The organism is Kitasatospora sp. NPDC088346, assembly GCF_044740765.1.
Lineage (GTDB): Bacteria > Actinomycetota > Actinomycetes > Streptomycetales > Streptomycetaceae > Kitasatospora.
This window is the reverse complement of sequence record NZ_JBIURH010000016.1, coordinates 87,632-103,913: the sequence shown is the minus strand read 5'-3', so window position 1 is coordinate 103,913 and position 16,282 is coordinate 87,632. Positions and strand designations below refer to the sequence as shown.

Here is a 16,282-nt window from a genome sequence, read left to right as displayed (position 1 = left end):
CGGGCGGGTCCTGCGGCGGGCCTCACTTGGCGTGCGGCTGCTTGAGCTTGCGCCAGACGGTCTCCAGGGCCTGGATGTCCTCCTGGTCGAGCAGGTCGGTGAAGACCGGGCGCAGCAGTTCCCGGCGGGTGGCGTCCGCCTCGGCGAACGCGGCGCGGCCCTGCTCGGTCAGGGCGATCCGGACCGACCGGGCGTCGGAGGGCGAGGGGGAGCGGACGACCAGGCCGCGGGCCGCCAGCGCGTCGACGACCCGGGAGACCTGGCTGCGGCTGAGCATGGTGCGGGCGCCGAGATCGGAGGCGGCCACCGGCGCGGCCTGGCCGTCGAGCCAGAGCAGCACCTCGAACCAGGAGATCGGCAGGCCGTGCAGGCGGGTCAGCTCGCGGTCCAGGTGGGCGGCGAGCGTGGTCCCGGCCCAGATCAGGCCGTAGAAGGCGTGGTCCTGCTCCGAGAGGGGGCCCAGGGTCAGGTCGGCGCGCGTCATGCCGGTCATCGTACCGGCTTGCGTGCACGTACACGCAGTCGTAGTGTGTGTGTACACGCAACTGGCATTCCCCGTTGCGCCCCGAGGAGAGGTACCGCCATGTCCGCCACCCCGCACCAGCAGCAGAAGACCGTCCTGATCACCGGCTGCTCCTCCGGCATCGGCCTGGCCGCCGCCGTCGACGCGGCCCGGGCCGGCTGGCTGGTCGTCGCGACCATGCGGGACGTCTCGCGGGCCGGTGCCCTGGAACGGGCCGCCGCCGAGGCCGGCGTCGCCGGGTCCGTCCTGGTCCGGCAGCTGGACGTCACCGACGCCGCCTCCGTCGACGCCTGTCTGGCCGGCGTGATCGCCGAGCACGGGCGACTGGACGCGGTGGTCAACAACGCCGGCGCGGGCCACGTCGGCACCGTGGAGCAGGAGACCATGGCGGAGATCCGCGACGTCCTGGAGGTCAACTTCTTCGGCGTGGTGGCCGTCAGCCGGGCCGCCATGCCGCACCTGCGCGCCACCGGCGGCCGCCTGATCGCCGTGAGCAGCGTCGGCGGCGTGGTCGGCCAGCCGTTCAACGAGGCCTACTGCGCGGCCAAGTTCGCCGTCGAGGGCTTCCTGGAGGCGCTCGCACCGGTCGCCGCCACCGTCGGCGTCACCGTCACGCTGGTCGAACCCGGCGCCGTGGCGAGCGAGTTCGTCGCCAGCCAGGGCATCGACCTGGAGGCCGAGCTGCGTGCCGCCGGCCCGTACGCCCCCGCCCTGAAGAGCTACGCCCAGCGCACCCTGAAGGCCTTCTCCACCGCCGCCCAGACGTCCGCCGGCGCCGCCGCCACGATCACCGAGGCGCTCGACACCGACCGGCCGGTGCTGCGGATGCAGACCTCCGACGCGGCCCGGGCGTTCGTCGGCGCCAAGCTCGCCGACCTGGACGGCTCGGCGGTGCTGGCCACCACCGGCGGCTGGGTGGCCTGACCCGTCCCCGGGGCGGCCCGGGCGGCCGACCCGGACGACCTTGTGACGCGCCGTCGCGGAAGGATACGGTCGAGACCGGTCCGGCCCGCCCACCCGCGGGCACCGGAGGGCCGGGTGAGACGGCGGCTGCCCGGTCCGAAGGGCGCCGGCCAGAACGGGGTCGTGGGGGCCATGGAGACGCTGGGCGGGGAGGATCCGCGGCAGATCGGCGAGTACCGGTTGCTGCGGCGGCTGGGCGCCGGCGGTATGGGCCAGGTCTTCCTGGGACGGACCGCGGGCGGCCGCACGGTCGCCGTGAAGACCGTCCATCGGGAGTACGCCGCCGACCACGAGTTCCGGGTGCGCTTCCGTCAGGAGGTGAACGCCGCCCGCCGGGTCGGCGGCCGGTGGACGGCCCCGGTCCTGGACGCGGACACCGAGGGCGACCAGCCGTGGGTCGCCACCGGCTACATCCCCGGGCCCTCGCTGCACGCCGCGGTGGCGGAGTCCGGCCCGCTTCCGGGGTCGGCCGTCCGGGTGCTCGGCGCCGGCCTGGTCGAGGCGCTGGCCGCGGTGCACGGGCTCGGCCTGGTGCACCGGGACGTCAAACCGTCCAACGTGCTGCTCGCCCTGGACGGTCCGCGCCTGATCGACTTCGGCATCGCCCGCTCGCTCGACGCGGCCACCGCGCTCACCCGGTCCGGGTTCGTGATCGGCTCGCCCGGCTACCTCTCGCCCGAGCAGGCGCAGGGACTGGCCGCCGGACCGCCGAGCGACGTGTTCTCGCTCGGCGCGGTGCTCGCCTTCGCGGCCGGCGGGGCCGCCCCCTTCGGCGCCGGGACCAGTGCCCCCGTGCTGCTCTACCGGGTGGTGCACGAGGCGCCGGACCTCGGCCGCCTCGACTCGCTCGACGCCGGCCTGCGGAAGCTGATTCAGGCCTGTCTGGCCAAGGAGCCCGGCGACCGCCCGACGCCCGGGCAACTGCGCGACGCGCTCGCGGCCGGAGCGGACGGGGGAGCCGTGCGCGCCGGCGGGGACTGGCTGCCGCCGGCCGTGGCCGGCTCGCTGGCCCGGCTGGCGGTCGAACTGCTGGACCTGGACGGCGAGGACGGCGCCCCCGCGCCCGGGCCGGGTGCCGCGCCGCCGGTCGGTGCGCCCGCCGGCCGGTTCGGCCCGCCCGCACCGTGGTCGGCGGCGCCCCCGCCGACGATGACGGCCGCGCCCTCGCCGGGCCCGCCGCCCGCCGAACCGACGTCGCCCACCACCGCCCCGGCGCGCGGCCCGCGGCGCGGGCTGCTGGTGGGCGCTGCCCTCGCGGTGGTGGCGGTCGCGGGCCTGACGGCCTGGCTGGTGAACGCCTGGGGCTCGGCCGACAGCGGTGGTACGGGAGCCGGGGCCGGGCCGACGTCCCGCTCGTCCGCCCCCGCGGCGGCGCCCGTCGGCGAACCGGCCAGCGGCGGGCCCGCCACCGCCGGGGCGAGCGGCGGCGCGTCGCAGCAGCCGTCCGGTCTGGTCCCCGCCGGTTACCTGGGCACCTGGAGCGGTACCCTCGGTGCCCCCGCGTTCCTGGGCAAGGCCGACTTCCGGATCACCATCGGGCAGGGCGCCAAGGGCGACCCGGTGGGCAGCATCCACAACAACACCGGCCCCGGCACGGCGTACTGCGACAGCCTGGCGCTGCTGGTCTCGGCCGACTCCGGGCGGCTGGTGCTCAAGACCGCGCCGACCACCGGGCTCAGCGGCTGCGTCGCAATCCCGTCCGCGCAGGTCTACACCCGCAACGCGGACGGCAGCCTGCACCTGGAGGTCGACGGTCTCACCGGGAACCTGGCCGGCGAGCACTGAGCGTGCTCGGCCGGCCAGTCCGGGCCGGCGTCAGGCCTGGGCGGTCGGGTGTCGGGCCTGCGGGCCGGCGTCAGGCCTGCGCGGCGGGTGGGTCGAGCGCGGCGCGGCGGCGGCCGTCGGTGAAGAACGCCTGGACGGCTTCGGCGTCGGCGGGCCCGTCCATCGGCAGGGTGGCGCCGAACGGCGCGTTCCAGAAGGCACCTTCGCGCCGGGTCCACGGGCCGACGTAGGCGTACGGCGTGGGGGAGTGGGAATCCCCGGGGGAGACACCGTAGTTGACCGCGTCCACCGTGATGCCGAGGTCGAAGTGCTCGGGCCAGAGCACCGGTTCCTGGTCGGGGGCGAACCGGCGCAGCGCGGCGTCCCCCGCCGCGAACCGGGCGAGGAGGTGTTCCGTCGCGTCCGGGTCCAGGGCCAGCCCCTCCTGCGCACCGGCCCCCGAGCCGTCGCTGTAGAGCCCGGTCGGGGGACCGGCCTCGATGCCGAGCTCGCCGGCCAGCGCGGCGCAGCTGGCGCCGCGCAGCGACAGGCGCCGTTCGCCGGCGACCAGGTCGGTGCCGTGGACGGCGAGGGCCGGTTCGGCCACGGTGGCGAACCCGCCGGGGACGACCCGCAGGCGGATCGTGCCGCTCGTCCGGTACTGGGGGCCGGCCAGGAGCAGTTCGGCGACGGCGTGCAGGGAGCGCCGGGTGAATTCGAGCGCTGCGGTGTCCACGGCTCCTCCGAGCGGGGTCGGTCTCGACGGTCGCGGCCCGCCGGATCGAGGGGCCGGGCCGCCGTCGGCCAGCCTACGTGGCCGCCCCCGCCGGAACGGGCGACGGCTCGCGGCGGGCGGTCGTCCGGGAGACGGTCCGGCCGCCGGGTCGCGGTGCGACGGCCGGGGAAACGCGACGGCCGGTCCCGCCTCCGGAGAGAGGCGGGACCGGCCGTCGTCGGGTCAGCGCGCCGCGGGAGCCGAGGCGGCCGGCGAGGTGCCGACGGTCTTCAGCGGCCACTCGCGGTGGAAGACCGGGAACGGGATGCGCTTCTCCGCCACCGGGGTGCCGAAGATCTTCAGGTGGGCCAGCAGCGCGCCGGTCAGGTCGACGCCGCCGTACAGCGCCCAGTTGCCCTCGACCTTCGGCGCCGCGCCGCCGGTCTCCAGCGTCAGCGAGCCGTCGACCTGGCTGCGCAGGTACGGCTCGACGGTCGCCTCGACGCCCACCGCGTCGTACAGGCCCACGCTCACGTCGGCGCCGAGGCCGGCCTTGACGGCGGCGCGGCCCGCGAGGTGGGCGCGCAGCGGCGAGACCTTGGTGTCGGCGGCGTCGGTGGCGGACCGCCAACCCTTGCCACCGGCGTAGTCGGCGTGGACGCTCCAGTTGCCGGTGAACTCCTGCTCGGCGTCGACCGTGACCTTGCCGTCCGCACTGACCTCCAGGAAGGCGGTCAGGCCGAGGTTGACCACGACCGGCAGCCCGGCGACGGTCAGGACCGGGCTGGCGTGCAGCTCGGCGACGGGCACCCGGATCGGGGTGCCGGTCGTCTTCTCCAGCTCGCCGCTGAGCTTCCACTGGCCGTGGGCGCCGAGGTCGAAGCCGATGGACGCCGTGCGGGGCTCGCCCTTGCCCGCGCCGTGGTAGGCGAAGTGCACCGCAGGGTGCAGTTCGAGGGAGGCCGAGGCGCTGGCGTTCACCCCGCCGGGCAGGGCGATCGGCGCGTTGACGTCGAGTCCGAGGGTGCCGGAGGCGTCCGCCTTGGTGGTGCCCGCCTCCTGGCCGAAGGTCAGCTTGAGGTCCTTGACCAGCGGCGTGACCTTGATGGTGTGCGGGTCGACGGGGACCTGCCCGTCGGCCTCGGCGCCGCCGAGCAGCTCGTTGAGGGTCGCCGGGCGGGTGGCGACCTCGACCGTGCCCGGAGTGGCGGGGTGCACCTCGGTGACGGCGAGCAGCGCACCCTTCGGTGCGGCCTCGGTCGGCGGGCTCGCGATGAGCTGGCCGACCTGGACCTGGCCGGTGCCCGGGGCGGTGGCGGACGAGGACGGTGCGGCGGCGGACGACGCCGGCAGCGACGCGGACGGCGAGGCGGCCGAGGCAGACGCCTTGGGGGCGGCCGAGCCGGGCGCCTTCGAGGTGCCCGGGGTGCCCGGGGTGCCCGGGGTGCCCGGGGTGCTGGGGGTCGCCGCGCTCGCGGATGCGGACGTGGACCCGGTGGGGGCGGCCGTCCCGCTGAGCACGGCCTTGCCGGTGCCGGGGTCGTAGGAGGTGAGCCGGACGTTCCCGGTGGCGGGAGCGACCTGCGGGGCCCCGGCCCCGGGGGTGCCTATCGCGACCTGCTGGGCGTCCGGCTGAGCGGCCGTCACCACCAGCGAGCCCGAGACGGCGCGGGCCGCTTCGCCGGGCCGGGCGGCGGTCGCCGAGGCGACGGCGGCCGAGTCCCCCGGGGGTGCGGTCGCCGGAGCCGAGCAGGCGCAACCGCCGATCAGCAGTGCCGCGGCGATCGCGGGCAGGACGAACGTACGTGTGGAGTTGTTCAAAGAGTCCCCTTCGGAGCGGCGGACGAGGACACGACCGCCCGATATGCATGGCGGCAGGTCGAGGTGTCGTCGCTGCCGCCCGCGTCATGTTACTGACGAGTCATCATTTTGTCGAAGACATGCAAACGCAGGCCGGACGGGCTTCCGGCCTGCGGGGGAAGGGGATGCCGCCCCGCCGTGCGGGGGAGCGTGGGCCGTGGGGGCGGATGCGTGGATCCGGCTCAGCCGTCGAGCAGGGAACGGGCGAGCGCGGTCATCGCGGCGCGGGTCTTCGACTGCTGGCGGGCGGGCGGTTCGAGGCCCCGGTCGACCAGGGCGCGGATCAGCATCGCCTGCGCGCCGGAGGCCTCGGCGGGGGAGGTCCGCAGGGAGAGTTCGAGGAAGGTCGGCCCGTCGTCGACGGTCCACAGCTCCGCGGTGACCGGGTGGACCAGGTCCCGCCGCGAGGGCTTCCACTGGACGGAGTCGATCGTGCCGAGCGCGGTGAGGCCGTCGAGCTCCTCGTCCTCGGTGACCGCGCAGGCCAGCAGGGCGCGCTGCTCCTTGGTCAGCCGGGGCTGGGCCGCGTGGCCGTCGTGGCCGGGCGTGGGCCGGTCGAAGCTGCCGTCCAGCTTGAGGGAGGCGGCCCAGACCCGGTTGCGGCCGGTCCAGTCCTCCTCGATCTTGAACTCCTGGTCGCCCTCCGCCCAGTTCGTACGGAACCGGGTGGGCAGGGTGTCCGGGTCGCACGGCCGGAGCTTCGCCGTCAGGTCGTCCTCGTCGTCGCCGTCGTCCCCACCGTCCGCGGCGGCCCGGAGCCGGATCACCACCCCGGCGTCGAGCAGCGGCAGCTCGACATCCTCGCCGCCGCGCCGGCGCGGCCTGTCCCAGAAGATGACGGTGCGGTGGTTCCCGTCGTCGGGATCCAGTTTGAGGGCCTTGCAGGCGTCCTCGGCGGCCTCGCCCGACAGGCTGACCTTGATCTCGACGTCCGGGCTTCCGTTGGTCTGCGACATGGTCCTGTTATCACACGGCCGGTGGGGGGCCGCATCCGCTGCGGGCCGCGCGGGGCCCGCAGCGGATCAGGCCGGTCCGGCCGGACCCTGCCGCTTCGCGAGCTCGGCGAGCAGCGGTCGCAGGGCGGCCGGCACCTGGGGTTCCGTCATCTCGACGGTGCGGTCCCCGGCCGGCCAGTGCACGGTCAGCCGCAGGCGCGGCATCGTCGCGGCCGGGCCGGAGCGCGCCGCAGGCGACCCTTCGAGCGCCTCCAGCGCGCGAAGGGCCTCGGCCGCCCCGGGCTCGGGAAGTTCGTCGGTGTCCAGGGAGGACGTGGTGCGCAGGCCGGTGAAGCCTCCACTGCGTTCCAGCGACACACGCACCACGGTCACTCCTTCGTCGTGCCGGCGGGACCTACCAGAAGCCCTGCTGGCGGGCGGCCGAGCGGACCACCTGGGCGGACTCCGCGGGCACCTGCTTGCCGTCGGCCAGGATCCGCGCCTGCGCGGCGGCCACCACGGCCGCGTCGCTGAACACCGCGGTCGGCCACAGGTTCTGCAGCGCCTGGTACATGATCAGGGTACCCGCGTCGAGGCCGATCTCCCGGCAGATCAGGTAGAACCACCGGTTGGGGATGCCGGACATCAGGTGCGGGTCCGCCGGCTCGAAGTACCCGCTCATGTCCCGGGGCTGAGGGTCGCGACCCATGATCGGATTGTCGTACGCGGAACCGGGTTCGGCCATGCTGCGCAGCGCCTCACCGGCCAGACTGTCCGCCATCACGTCGTCACCGATCAGCCAGTTGTGACTGTCCGCGTCCCGGTGGTTGGCCCAGGCGTCGATGGCCGAGCCGATCATGTCGCTGAACGACTCGTTGAGCGCGCCGGACTGGTCGTCCGAGTAGTTCAGGCCTGCGGTGAACTGCGTCACGCCGTGCGTCAGCTCGTGCCCGGACACGTCGAATCCACAGGTCATGTCCTTGAACACCACGTTGTCGCCGTTGCCGAAGACCATGACCTGTGCGTCGCCGTCCCAGAAGGCGTTGGCGAAGTCGTTGTCGAAGTTGACGTTGCCGACGATGTTCAGGCCCGCGTTGTCGATCGAGTTCCGGCCGAGCTGCTGCCGGTAGAACTCCCGGACGGCGCCGAGGTGGTCGTAGGCCTGGTCGGCGTTCTGCCCGGCCACCGCCGGGTCACCCTCGCCGCGGATCAGCCGCACGTCGTACGTCGACTGGTGCTCGTCGTCGTAGATCAGGCGGCCGGCGCTCCCGGCGGGCGGCGTGGTGAGACCCGCCGCGGCCAGCACCCTCGGCGCCGCCACCAACTGCGCCGTTCCCGGCACGTCCGGGGTCTGCAGCCGCCTCGCCCTGCGGAACTGGGCCGACACGACGGCCGTCCGCTGGGCGGGCGTGGGTTCCAGGGACTCCCGGCCCTGCACGCGGGCGATGTGGTCGAGCACATGGGGCGGAACGAACGAACAGTAGTGCTTCATGACGGGTCCTTCGGATCGACGCTCGCCGGACCTCGCGGGCACACCGAGGCGCCCGCACTGGCCCTGCCGAGCCCTCGCTTCTCTCCCCTCACCGAGTCATTCTTCTCCTCGCCCCGGGTCCTTCCAAGGGGCAGAACGACCCCGTGCCCCCTGGGTAGATCCGGCCCCGGCCACGCCGGCCGCCCCGTCCTCGGCCCCGACCGCGCCCCCGCCGTACCCGGCCCGGCTCAGACGCCGAGGAGCCCGGCGAAGTCGTACCCGAGCCGGGCCAGCGTCGTCAGGTCGCCGAGGTCGGTGACGGCACCGACCGGGATGGCGGTGTGCTCCCGGTGCGCGGGGGTGGCCGCCGCCGGGCCCGCGGCGAGGGCGGCGGTGGCGGCGAGCAGGGCCGCGGTGACGGCCGTACTGACAGTGGTTCGGACCAGAATGCGCATCGGGGCCTCCGGAGACGGGGTCATGCCGGCCTGATAACCGCCGGCGGGCGCCGCGGTTACGGTCCGCTGGGCCGGGCGGTTACGGCCCGATGGGCCTGGCGGGGTCGTCCGCACACGGCCGGGCCGCCGCCGACATGCCCCTTATCGGTGGCCCTGCGGTGGAATCGGCCCCTGGGGGACGAGTTGTCCGAGGCTGCCGCTAGCGTTCCGATCACATCGCGGCGAGGGTGTCTCGACTCCCCTCCGGCGTGCGGACATTCCTGATGACGGCAAGAGCGACGGCAAGAGCAAGAGGTGGGGACCGATGGGCTGGCTGGCTGCGGGCGAGGGGTACGAAGTCTCCCTGGTGGAGGGCCGGGTGACGGCACGGTCGACGGGCGGCCGCTCGGCCGGACGGCAGTTGAAGACGCTGCCGAAGACGGTGCGTGAACACCCCGAGGTGGACCGGCTGCGCCGGTTCGCCGAGTGGCTGGACCGTCATGCGGCCGCCTGCGTCGCCCAGGTGGACACCTGGATGGTCTCCTCGCTGCCCGTCCCGACCGGGCTGGTGGCCCGGGTCTGGCCGGACGAGGCCTGGCAGACCGCGCTGCGCGACCTCGCGGTCGTCGGCGACGACCCCGACGAGGTCGGCTTCCTGCGGGACGCGACGCCCTCCGGCGAGCTCCGGCTGGTCAACCTGGACGGCGAGACGGTGCGCATCTCCCCCGCGACGGTGACCCTGCCCCACCCCGTCCTGCTGCCCGACCTGGAGGACCTGCGCGAGTTCGCCGCCGAGCTCGGCGTCGTGCAGCGGGTCGACCAGATCCACCGCGCCACCTGGCACCGGCCCCAGGGCCTGGCGGCCAACGCCTACGAGGTGTCGGAGTTCTCCGGGGGCAGCTTCCCCTCGCGGTTCCGCCTGGCCGCCCGGGCCACCGCGCTCGGCTACCGGGTGTCCGGCGGCTACGCCACCTGCCGGGTCCGGGACGCGGGCCGCACCACCGAGGCGGCGGTGTGGATCGGCGAACCGTACTGGGACGGCGACTCGGAGACCGGCAGCCTCGTCTGGCGCGACCCGGACGGCCGCGCGCTCGCGCTGCCCGAGGTCGGGCCGGTCGCCTGGTCGGAGGGGATGCGGATGGCCGCGGCGCTGCACGCCGGCCGCACGGTCGAGGAAGGCCGCGGCGCATGAGCGACACGATGACGGCGGACACGCCGGACCAGGACAACGGTGACCGGGCGACAGGAGCGACGGACGTGCAGATGACCGAGGCGGAAGCCGCAGACCTGCTGGGGGCCGGCGGAGTCCTGCCCCCGGGCACGACGGGCGCGGGGGAGCGGGCCGTCCCGCTCACCGCCCGCACCTACCGCCACCCCGCCCTGGACGGCCGGGTCGTCGTGCGGCTGGTCCCCGGCGAGCTCGGCCCGGCCGAGGACCTCGCCGCGGGCTTCCTCGGCCTGCAGCCCGCCGAGCACACCGACGGCCCCGACGCGGCCCCGGTCGAGGTCGGCCTCGGACTGCGCCAGGCCCTCGGCTTCCCCGAGTGGGTGCTGGTGCACCACCCGGCCGACGGCCACCACGCCCTCGGCATCGTGCCCGAGCTCGACCGGGTCGCCAACCTGGCCAAGTCCAAGCCCAAGGCGGCCCTCGACGCCTACCTGGAGATCGCCGACCGCCTGGCCGCGGCCGTCCCGCACTTCCTGCCGACCTTCCTCGAACAGGCCGGCCGGGTCTTCCTCGGCGTGGAGAACGCCACCTACGCCGCGCAGCTGTTCACCCGGGCCCGCAAGGCCGAGGCCCAGCACGGCCTGCGGGTCGACGAGGACCGCCTCGACGCGGTGTTCCTGGAGTACGCGCTGGCCGGCGCCCTGCCCGTCAAGGTGCTCTCCGGGTACGCCAAGGAACTCGCCGCCCGCGTCCCCGCCGCCGAGGCGTTCCGCCGCTTCCGCACCCTCTGCGTCCGCCGCACCGCCGGCGGCCTGCAGCCGTCCGCCCAGATGGCCGCGGACCTGCGCAAGCTCGCCCGCGCCGCCGGCACCGACCCGGACACCGCCGAGGGCGAGTACCTGGCCGAACTGCTCGGCCTGCCCGCCACCCTGCGCGCGGCCCTGGGCTGGTGGAAGGGCCACCGGCAGGCCCTCGCCTCGCTGGCCCGCCGCGACCCCGCGATACGCGGGGTGCTGCTCGACCTGATGCCCGCCGCCGACGACCGCGACCTGCCCGGCCTCTGGCTGGACCTCCTGGAGGAGTGCGGCGCCACCGCCGGCCTGGCCGACCCGGGCCTGCCGGCGCAGGAACGCCCGGCCGACGGCGCGGCCGGCTGGCTGGAGCGCTTCCTCGCCTGGCGCGGCGCCCGCTGGGGCGCCCGCACCCGGATCCCCGCCCTCTACCTCCTCGTCGAGCGGACGGCCGCGCAGCTGCGCGCCGAGTTCGCCGGCACCGAGCGGGCCGTCCCCGTCACCGAGGCCGACGTCGACCTGCTCGACCTGCTGCTCTCCCTCGACGTCCCGGTCGCCGACCCCGGCGACAGCACCTCGCTGCGCCTGGAGCAGTGGGCCGGCGAGGAAACCCGCCGCGACCTGCTCGCACTGGCCGCCGACACCCGGTTCCGCCGGGCGTTCCACAACGGCGCCCACCGCATCGGCGGCAGCCAGGACGGCATCCGGGCACTGCGGACGCTCGCGCAGTCGCCGGGCGGACGCCCGATGCTGGCCGGCTGGATGACGGAGGTGGCCCGCGGCTCCCGCGCCACCGGCCTGCCCGGCCTGCCCGACGCGATCGGCCGGCTCACCTGGCTGCCCGGCGAGGTCCTGGCGCTCGCCGAGGAGGACGTGCGCGGCGCGGCCGCCCTCGACCTCCCCGAGGTGCTCGCCCGCACCCTGCGCGACGGCGTCCTCGACGAGCTCGGCTGGCCCGCCTGGGACGAGGCGGCCGCCGCGCTGGTCGCGCCCAAGGACGTCGACGACATCGTCGTCTCGGACGCCTGGCCGCACCTGATCGTCGCCGGCCCCACCCAGGCCCGGGTGATCGGCGCCGAGGGCACCGTCCTCACCCACGACCTGCGGATCCCGGCCAACGACACCGCCGGCAGCCCCGGGTACCACTTCGTGGACGGCGAACTGCTCGTCTACTGGTACTCGCGCCAGCGCGGCCACAGCGCCGCCGGCTACTGGCACACCGCCGCCGACCGGATCTTCTCCATGCCCGACGGCACCCGCACCCGCGGCACCGACGTCAACTGGCTCGGCACCATGCGCGACTTCAGCCTGCCGCTGCCCGGCGGCGGCCGGACCACCGGCGGCGGCACCGTGCACCCCGGCGACACCGCCGTGCCCACCGAACGTGCGGTGATCAGCGACGGCACCTCCTTCTGGGTCTGGGCCGACGCCGAGCCGCGCAACACCTGGCACGAGTACGACCCGGCCACCGGCACCACCGGCCGCGCCGCCCTGCCCGGCTTCCTCGCCGACGCCCTCAAGCACGCGCCCGCCGGCAGCACCTTCGGCTCCGGCTGGCTGCGGCCCACCGCCGCCACCGAGGCCGGCCCGGCCGACACACCGGTCAACGGCCTCTACGGCTGGCGGACCGTCAACCTTCCCGACGGCTCCCAGCGCGGCGAGGACCTCGCCGGCAACGCCGTCACCGTGCCGTCCGGCGCCAGCACCCCGGTCCGACGGGTGCTGTTCCCCGGTGGCGACCGCGCCCAGGCGGTCTCCCAGGACAGCTACCGCATCAGCCTGTACGACGAGGACCACGTCGTCACCGCCACCGCCCGCACCGACCACGCCCCGGGCACCTTCGCCGAGGGCAGCCTCGCCCTGCCGCCGCTGCGCTACTGGCACCTCCTGCAGCCCCGCGACCCGCAGGGCTCCCGGGCGCTGCGCCGGATCGACCGGGACACCACGGCCGCCCTGATCAAGGCCGCCGCCGCAGCCGACGCCAAGAAGCCCCAGGAACTGCTGGACGCCGTCCGCGCCCTGCTCCCCGAGGTCGGCCACGACGCGCTGGTCGCCGGCATCGCCGGCATCGTCCGCTTCGCCACCGCCCAGCAGCTGGCGCTGGACGCCGTCGCCGAGCGGTTGGAGAAGCAGCTCTCCGGCACCGGAACGGAGCCGGAGGAGGAGCCGGAGGGCCCCACCGACCAGCAGATCCGGGACGCCCTGAACGGCCTCGGCTACCACCGCGGCTGGTACGGCGCCGAGCACAGCCACGACGTCCTGCGCCAGACCCGTGCCCTCGCCCGGGCCGTCCGCGGCGAGGTCGAGCCGACCCCCGCGGGCACCGTGCACGTGGACGCGCCGGCCCTGCCCGGCGAGCGGCTGAACTGGATCGACCTCGGGTCGCTCGCCCCCGCCACCGCCTTCCGCGTCGCGGTCGCCACCACCGCTCCCGAGGAGCGCGGGGCCCTGCACGCCCTCGCCCTGGAACTCGACGCCCTCGGCCTGGCCACCGCCACCGGCAGCGCCCACTGGCGGCAGTCACGTGTCCACCTGGACGGCAGCCACCTGCTCGACACCGACGGCAGCCGGCGCAGCGCCTACGTCGACGCGCTGCTCCCGCAGGGCGACGGCGCGTTCGTGGCCGTCGTGGCCGTCGACACCGCCGACAACGGGGACGCCGAGTGCACGGTCCTGCACCACGACCCGTCCGGCCGCTTCGTGGTCCCGGCCCCGTACGCCCTGCGGTCCACCGGCCCGATCCCCGCCGGCCCGACCCACGACCTGCTGCCCGCCGTGCTCGCCCGGCTGGCCGACCACGGGCCCGCACCCTGGTTCCCGGCCGCCGCCGAGGAGTTCGCCCGGCTCACCGGCGTCACCGAGACCATGGCCCGCCTCGTCGTCGCCGGCCTTCCGGCGGTCGACTCCTACGAGCGCAACTTCCTGGCCCCCGAGGTGCGCACCCTGCTCGGCGTCAAGGTCGCGGACGCCGCCGTCGCCAAGGAGGAACTGCGCGGCCTCGCGGCCGACACCCGGCGCGCCGTCGTCGCGGCCCTGCTGCCCGCCGAGCCGGACCGGCTCTGGACCGAGGGCCCCGACGTGGCGGCCGCCGCCGAGGTGTGGATCGCCAAGGTCGGCCGGCGGGTGGCCGTCCCCGAGGCGCTGCTCGCCGAGGCCGTCCGCGCGGTGCGCACCGACTGGGCGCCGGCCGTCTCGCTGGCTGCCGTCCTCGACCCGGCCGGCACCCCGGAACTGACCCGTGACCTCGCCTGGCAGGTCAAGGGCGACCGGGTGGTGCCCGAGGAGCAGGGGGTCACCGGTTTCACCGCCAGGACCCTGGTCGGCGCCGTCGCCCTCACCGCCTGGCTCGCCCACCGGCTCCCCGCCGGCGACCCGATGCGCGCCGCCCTGCCGTCCGCCCTGGCCGCCGTCCACGACCGCCTGGCCAACCCCGCGCTGATGCTCGACCTCGGCCGGTACGTCAACCTGCCGGAGTTCCGCAAGGTCGCCGGTGCCCCGACCGAGCTCGGCGAGGGCTACGAGCGGTACGGCGCGGTCATCATGGCCACCCACGACGACCAGCCCGCCCCCGGCATCCGCACCGCGCTGCTCGACAGCGCCGGACAGGACCCGTACCTGCCGGCACTGCGGCTCGACGACCAGGAGCCGTTCCCGGCGGAGACGGCGCTGACGGCAGCCCGGGACCCGCGCCTGGCGGCCGCGCTCGCCGACCCCGGCGACCCGGTGGCCGGGGAGCGCGGCAAGGACGGCACCTGGTGGCCGCAGGACCCGTCCCGGTCCGCGCCCGACCTCGTCCGGGCCGTGTCCGAGCAGCACGGCCTCGGTGCCGACGCCGCCACCGTCTACCTGATGCTGCTGGCGATGCCCGACCCGACCGACCGCAACACCGCACGGTGGACCGGCTGGCGCCCGGCCCGGCTCAAGGCCGCCCGGGCCGAACTCGCGGCCACCGACCTGGTCGTCGAGGCCACCCGCAGCCGCGCCGGCCGCTCGCTCTTCCTGCCGGGCGGCTGGACGGAGCTCAGGACCCCGCACCTGCCCCTGGAGACCTGGAAGCTCCCGCTGTTCGACCTGCTCAGCGGCCAGAACACGCTGCTCGGCGTGGCCGTCCCGATCGAACCCGCCGCCGCGCTCTACCGCAGGGCGTGGGCACGGCTCGGCGAAGGCGACCTCCCCCGCTTCCAGGAGTTGAGGACGCGGCGCGGCCGGCGCCGCTGACCCCGCGGCCGGGCCGGGTGCCGCCGCGCACCCGGCCCGCCGCACCGCGCGCCCGCCGCACCTCGTACGCCCGCCGCACCGCGCGCCCGCCGCACCGCGCGCCCGCCGTACCTCGTACGCCCGCAGTCGCTCGCGTTCTCGTCGAGACCACCCACGGTCGGCCCAGGCCGACCCCCATCGGAGGAACCCCCGGATGACCCCGACCACCGACCAGACCACGGCCCCCCAGGCCCCGCCGGCCCGGCAGATCCTGCCCGCCGAGGAGCGCCACGCCGAGGAGCTCGCCTTCCTCGCCGCCCTCGACGACGGCCCCCGCCCGCCCGGCTGGGCGCTCACCCCGAGCGCCGTGGTCACCTTCGTCTGCGGCAGCGGCGGCGAGAGCCTCGCCCTCCCGGCCCGCCGGCGGGCCGCCGGCAAGCTGCCCGCGAAGCTGGTGATCGCCCCGAAGTTCGTCGGCGAACGCGCCCTGGTCGAACGCTGCGTCGTCACCCTCGCGGGCGAGCGCGGCCTGCTGCTCGTCGGCGAGCCCGGCACCGCCAAGTCGATGCTCTCCGAGCTGCTGTCCGCCGCCGTCAGCGGCACCAGCGACCTCACCGTGCAGGGCACCGCCGGTACCACCGAGGACGCCTTCCGCTACGGCTGGAACTACGCCCTGCTGCTGGCCCAGGGCCCGACCCCGCAGGCCCTGGTCGCCTCCCCGGTGCTCACCGCCATGCGTACCGGCCGGGTCGCCCGGATCGAGGAGATCACCCGCTGCCTGCCCGAGGTGCAGGACGCCCTGGTCTCCATCCTGTCCGACCGCAGGGTGAACGTCCCCGAACTCGCCGGCACCCCGGACGCCTCGGTCGCCGCGGCCCCGGGCTTCACCGTCCTCGCCACCGCCAACCTCCGCGACCGCGGCGTCTCGGAGATGTCCGCCGCCCTCAAGCGCCGCTTCAACTTCGAGACCGTTCACCCGATCGCCGACGCCGAGGCCGAGATGACGCTGGTCCGCGGCCAGGCCACCGCCGCCGTCCAGCGCGCCGGTGCCGCCTTCGCCGTCGACGACGCCGTCCTCGACGTCCTGGTCACCGTCTTCCGGGACCTGCGCACCGGCCGCTCCGCCGAGGGCTGGGACCTCGAACGCCCGGGCACCGTGATGTCCACCGCCGAGGCCGTCCACGTGGCCTCCTCGCTCGGCCTCGCCTCCGCCTACCTCGCCGGCGGTGACGTGCTCGACCTCGTCCCCGGGCACCTGCTCGGCGCCGTGCGCAAGGACGACCCGGCCGACCACGCCCGCCTGCTCGGCTACTGGGACGGCCCGGTCCGCCGCCGCGCCGAGGACGGCTCCGCCATGTGGCGCCGCCTCTGGGACCTGCGGGAGAACCTGCGGTGACCGACACCCCGACGACGGCGGGCACCGCCGCACCCACCGACCCCGCACCCGACGACGCCGCACCC

General features: G+C 75.8%; 12 protein-coding genes. 5 read left to right on the top strand and 7 right to left on the bottom strand.

The features are described from left to right. Positions 1-22 precede the first annotated feature (22 nt). The gene (locus tag ACIOFR_RS21855) at positions 23-484 is read right to left on the bottom strand and encodes a MarR family winged helix-turn-helix transcriptional regulator (RefSeq protein ID WP_400999718.1); all 462 of its coding nucleotides are present in this window, start codon (positions 482-484) and stop codon (positions 23-25) included. A 99-nt stretch (positions 485-583) separates the two neighbouring features. Between ACIOFR_RS21855 and ACIOFR_RS21850 the strand changes: the two genes are divergently transcribed. Next, complete coding sequence (locus ACIOFR_RS21850) at positions 584-1,447, top strand: SDR family NAD(P)-dependent oxidoreductase (RefSeq protein WP_400999716.1); 864 nt, start codon at positions 584-586, stop codon at positions 1,445-1,447. Positions 1,448-1,618: 171 nt separating this feature from the next. Further along, positions 1,619-3,271 carry a serine/threonine-protein kinase gene (locus tag ACIOFR_RS21845; RefSeq protein ID WP_400999809.1) on the top strand — a complete coding sequence of 551 codons (1,653 nt, stop codon included), beginning with the start codon at positions 1,619-1,621 and terminating at the stop codon, positions 3,269-3,271. Positions 3,272-3,341: 70 nt separating this feature from the next. Here ACIOFR_RS21845 and ACIOFR_RS21840 read toward each other — a convergent pair whose 3' ends face one another. The 6 genes from ACIOFR_RS21840 to ACIOFR_RS21815 all read right to left on the bottom strand — a co-directional run bounded on the left by ACIOFR_RS21840 (position 3,342) and on the right by ACIOFR_RS21815 (position 8,686). Next, positions 3,342-3,986 carry a hypothetical protein gene (locus ACIOFR_RS21840; RefSeq protein WP_400999714.1) on the bottom strand — a complete coding sequence of 215 codons (645 nt, stop codon included), beginning with the start codon at positions 3,984-3,986 and terminating at the stop codon, positions 3,342-3,344. A 222-nt stretch (positions 3,987-4,208) separates the two neighbouring features. Next, positions 4,209-5,786, bottom strand: coding sequence for a hypothetical protein (locus ACIOFR_RS21835; protein WP_400999712.1), 1,578 nt, complete (start codon positions 5,784-5,786; stop codon positions 4,209-4,211). Positions 5,787-6,007: 221 nt separating this feature from the next. Next, positions 6,008-6,781, bottom strand: coding sequence for a hypothetical protein (locus ACIOFR_RS21830; protein ID WP_400999710.1), 774 nt, complete (start codon positions 6,779-6,781; stop codon positions 6,008-6,010). Between the two features lie 66 nt (positions 6,782-6,847). Continuing rightward, a complete protein-coding gene (locus ACIOFR_RS21825) occupies positions 6,848-7,147 on the bottom strand; it encodes a protealysin inhibitor emfourin (protein WP_400999708.1) in 300 nt (99 codons plus the stop codon). Between the two features lie 28 nt (positions 7,148-7,175). Continuing rightward, positions 7,176-8,252 carry a M4 family metallopeptidase gene (locus ACIOFR_RS21820; protein ID WP_400999706.1) on the bottom strand — a complete coding sequence of 359 codons (1,077 nt, stop codon included), beginning with the start codon at positions 8,250-8,252 and terminating at the stop codon, positions 7,176-7,178. A 227-nt stretch (positions 8,253-8,479) separates the two neighbouring features. Further along, the gene (locus ACIOFR_RS21815; protein ID WP_400999704.1) at positions 8,480-8,686 is read right to left on the bottom strand and encodes a hypothetical protein; all 207 of its coding nucleotides are present in this window, start codon (positions 8,684-8,686) and stop codon (positions 8,480-8,482) included. Between the two features lie 304 nt (positions 8,687-8,990). On the opposite strand from ACIOFR_RS21815, the gene ACIOFR_RS21810 reads away from it, so the two are divergent. The 3 genes from ACIOFR_RS21810 (at position 8,991) to ACIOFR_RS21800 (ending at position 16,217) form a co-directional block, all read left to right on the top strand. After that, on the top strand, positions 8,991-9,857 hold the full coding sequence (locus ACIOFR_RS21810) for a DUF4132 domain-containing protein (protein WP_400999702.1): 867 nt from the start codon (positions 8,991-8,993) through the stop codon (positions 9,855-9,857). Positions 9,858-9,928: 71 nt separating this feature from the next. Continuing rightward, on the top strand, positions 9,929-14,842 hold the full coding sequence (locus ACIOFR_RS21805) for a DNA-binding protein (RefSeq protein ID WP_400999807.1): 4,914 nt from the start codon (positions 9,929-9,931) through the stop codon (positions 14,840-14,842). Between the two features lie 193 nt (positions 14,843-15,035). Beyond that, a complete protein-coding gene (locus tag ACIOFR_RS21800; protein ID WP_400999700.1) occupies positions 15,036-16,217 on the top strand; it encodes an AAA family ATPase in 1,182 nt (393 codons plus the stop codon). The last annotated feature ends 65 nt before the right edge of the window (positions 16,218-16,282 follow it).